Source organism: Terrisporobacter muris (assembly GCF_024621905.1).
In the GTDB taxonomy this organism is placed as follows: Bacteria; Bacillota; Clostridia; order Peptostreptococcales; family Peptostreptococcaceae; genus Terrisporobacter; species Terrisporobacter muris.
Genome location: NZ_JANKBY010000388.1, coordinates 1 through 2,892 on the forward strand (window position 1 = coordinate 1; position 2,892 = coordinate 2,892).

At 27.4% G+C, this 2,892-nt stretch carries 3 protein-coding genes and 1 rRNA gene; all 4 read right to left on the reverse strand.

The genetic code is table 11. From position 1 onward, the window contains the following. A partial coding sequence (locus tag NSA58_RS18180; RefSeq protein WP_257560793.1) for a nucleoside/nucleotide kinase family protein occupies positions 1-584 on the reverse strand: 584 nt, incomplete at its 3' end. A 36-nt stretch (positions 585-620) separates the two neighbouring features. Next, on the reverse strand, positions 621-2,063 hold the full coding sequence (locus NSA58_RS18185) for an aminotransferase class I/II-fold pyridoxal phosphate-dependent enzyme (RefSeq protein ID WP_052233063.1): 1,443 nt from the start codon (positions 2,061-2,063) through the stop codon (positions 621-623). A gap of 191 nt (positions 2,064-2,254) precedes the next feature. After that, positions 2,255-2,458, reverse strand: coding sequence for a DUF378 domain-containing protein (locus NSA58_RS18190; RefSeq protein ID WP_039680502.1), 204 nt, complete (start codon positions 2,456-2,458; stop codon positions 2,255-2,257). Positions 2,459-2,563: 105 nt separating this feature from the next. Continuing rightward, positions 2,564-2,680: ribosomal RNA gene (gene rrf / locus NSA58_RS18195) — 5S ribosomal RNA — on the reverse strand. Positions 2,681-2,892: the final 212 nt, after the last annotated feature.

Here is a 2,892-nt window from a genome sequence, read left to right on the forward strand (position 1 = left end):
ATTAGATTTAGAATATCTTTCTTTATATTATTAATACAACTTTCTAAGTTTTCATTTATATAAAATTTATTAATACCTAAATTTGATAAGTTTTCATCACTAAAGTCCTGGTTGTCTGCCAAGAATCTTCTACAAAGCTCATCATAATTAGGCTTGTCCTGCCTTTTTTCTCTCTCTAAGGCTCTCTCTAGTCTAATACCATCTTCTATATCAATATAGAAAGGACATACCTTATCATCACCAAAATAGTCTCTCAGGCTCTCATAAGCTTCTAAAGTTGTTATTAATAAATAATTATTTTTACTTAAATCTATCTGACCATCATTTATCGTCCCATAGAACCAATCACCATGAACAGTATGATATACTCTCTTTTCTATAACTTTATTTTCTTTTTCAAATTTATTCAGATCATCTTTATTAATAAAGAAATATTCTACACCATTAGTTTCATTAATACGCTTAGGTCTTGTTGTATAGGATATAATTGGTTTTAAATCTAAATCTTTATCTTCATTTATTTCTTTAAATATAGTATCCTTACCTGAACTACTTTTTCCCATTAAACAAAAAATTTTGCCCATATTTTCCTCCCGTTCTTTCAATAGCTAAAAATAGTTTTAATTTATGTCAATAACATCTATATATTCTAAGTTAATATCTTTAATACCACTTATTATCATACCATTTTTAACCCCTTGTTGGATATAAGTAATAATTTCTTGTGTAATTATTTCTCCTGGAGAAATAAGACTTATCCCTGGGGGATATGGAGTTATATACTCTCCACTTATTTCCCCAATACTATCTTCTAACCTCACGCTTTTTTTATTACTATAAAATGCATCTCTTGGATTTAATATTTTTTTAGGAATGCTCTCTGGATAATTTATATCCTTTAGTAATTCCTTTTTATTTATTTTTGAAAGTAAATTATATAATGAATTTTCTAATCTAATAAAATCTTCTTTATCATTACCAATAGTACATATTAATAAAACTCCATAATAATTAGAAAGTTCAACTTGAATTTTATATTCTTCTCTCAATATATTATCTAGCTCATATCCTGTAATACCTAATTTCTTCAACGAAATAAAAATCTTTGTTTTGTCCATATTATTATCAATTATAATATTTTCATTATTTTCAAATTTGCTTTTAAACTTCTCTATATTACTAAGCAAATCATTCATTAATTTTGTTCCATATTTATCATATATATCTACTGCCAATTCTAAAGAAGTTAATAGTACATATGAAGGGCTTGAAGATTCTAAGAATCTTAACATAGTTACTATTCTATTTTCATCAACCCTATTTCCTTTTATATGCATCATAGAAGACTGAGTAAATGCTGGTAATGTTTTATGAGTGCTTTGAATTACTATGTCTGCTCCCTGATTTATAGCTGATTCAGGCAATTGATTACTTAGTTGTAAATGAGCTCCGTGGGCTTCATCAACTATTGCAACCATACCTTTACTATGAGCATAATCACATATTTCTTTTAACTCATAGATACCTCCATAATAAGTAGGATAAGTAAGAACTATTGCTTTTGCATCTAAATTATTATCTATTACTGACTTTCCATCTTCAATATCTATCCCCATTATTATATTTGTTTTCTTACATACTTTAGCTTGTATATATATAGGATGGATATCGCCTAATATACATGCATTAATAACAGACTGATGGCAATCTCTGTTCATAATTAATTTTGATTTCGGAGGACATACTGCCATGATAGCAGCTTCTATACCACAAGTAGTCCCATTAACTAAATAAATTACTCTATCACTGTTAAATACCTTCGCTGCCCTATCCTGAGAATGTTTTATAATTTCTTTTGCATTATGTAAATTATCTGTTCCATCTATTTCTGTTGTATCTAATGTGTATATATTTTCTAAGATACTTTGATATCCTAATTTTTTAAAAATTTTACCGATTTTATGTCCTGGTACATGAAAGGATACCAAATCATCATCTCTTAATTTTTCTAACTTTTCTAATATATGATTATTATAATTATCTTTTAGCTTATATTGTTTCATAATATCCCTCCATAAATTATATATTTTTAATAGAAACTTATTCATAATGTAAAAAGAAATTCAATGCGTAATATATGTAGTACCTTTAATAAATCAATTATATCAATTAATTTGAAAGTAAAATATAATTTTATCTACAAACTAAAATAAGATCGATAATTTTTACAATCATCGATCTTATTACCATCATTTTAACTATTTTCATCATCATTTGAAGAAAATAAAGATGGTATTAAAATAATACCTGCTATACCTACTAAAGCATATATTATTCGGCTTATCATAGAGTATGTTCCTCCGAATAGGCTACCTATAGCATCTACTCCTAAAAGCCCTATGATTCCCCAATTCAATGCTCCTATAATGGTTAAAACTAAACATATTTTTTTTAGCATGAAAATCTCTCCTAATTTTATTAATTAATTTCATTATTAGATTAACCACATACTTAAAAATTATGCTAGATTTTAACAATTAATATTTATACAACAAAAAAGATTACGTGGCTACGTGCTACTCTCCCAGGGGGTCGCCCCCCAAGTACCATTGCCGCTCAAGAGCTTAACTTCTGTGTTCGGAATGGGAACAGGTGTATCCTCTTTGCTATAATAACCACATAATCTTTATATAAAGTATTAACTTTTGTTAGTACTTTCAAAACTGCTAACATTTAATGTTTTCCATTATTTATTTTTAGCAACTGAAATCTTCCTTATAAACATATAATTAAAGATTTAGTTGCGATATAAACCTTTAGGTTTATTTTGGTCAAGTCCTCGACCTATTAGTATCAGTAAGCTACATATGTTACCACACTTCCACCTCTGAC